1 pseudogene is annotated in these 623 nt (G+C 82.2%); it reads right to left on the bottom strand.

The window, feature by feature from the left end:
• A pseudogene (locus ABD323_RS43630) lies at positions 1-623 on the bottom strand (hypothetical protein); the annotation flags it as partial.

Below are 623 nucleotides of genomic sequence, written 5' to 3'. Positions count from 1 at the left end.
CGATCGCTCGGGAGGAGCGGCCGCGGGTGGTGTAGCCGTAGAGGCCGGCCACCGGCAGGCCCGGTATGACCTCCTCGGGCGGCAGGTCGTCGCCGGTGATCGGGTTGAAGCCGCCGATCTGGGTGTCCTCGGGCTCGAGCGGCGCCTGGCCCGGCGGGTAGGGGTTGACCGGCGCCTGCGGCCGGGCGAACCGGCCGGGCGCGCCCGGGGTCGCGGTGGGGGGGGGGGGGGGGGGGGGGGGGGGGGGGGGGGGGCTCGGGGCGCCCGGGCGGGGCGCCTCCAGCGGCCCGCCGGTGTGCGGCTGCCGGCCGGCGCCGCCCTCCGCGTAGGGGTTCGGGGCGCCCTCCGCGTACGGGTTGGCGTTGCCCTGCTGGGCGCCGGCGCCGGTGGCGAACGGATCGGGGGCGCCCGTGCCGAACGGGTCGGTGCGGACGGCCGCGTACGGGGTGCTCGGCGAGCCGCCCTGCGGGGCGCCGAACGCTCCGCCGTGACGCGGGAGCTCGTCGCCGGCGGGGGACTGCCTGCCCGGGCCGTCGGCGGCGCCGGGCGGCGGGGTCTGCCGGGTGCCCTCGGCGAAGCCCAGCGCACCGCAGGGCGCCGGGGAGGCGGCCGGCCGCTGGTAG

Source organism: Kitasatospora nipponensis, from assembly GCF_039528135.1.
GTDB classification, from domain to species: domain Bacteria; phylum Actinomycetota; class Actinomycetes; order Streptomycetales; family Streptomycetaceae; genus Kitasatospora; species Kitasatospora nipponensis.
Note: the sequence above shows the minus strand (reverse complement) of the source record. Positions and strands in the feature narration are given on the sequence as shown.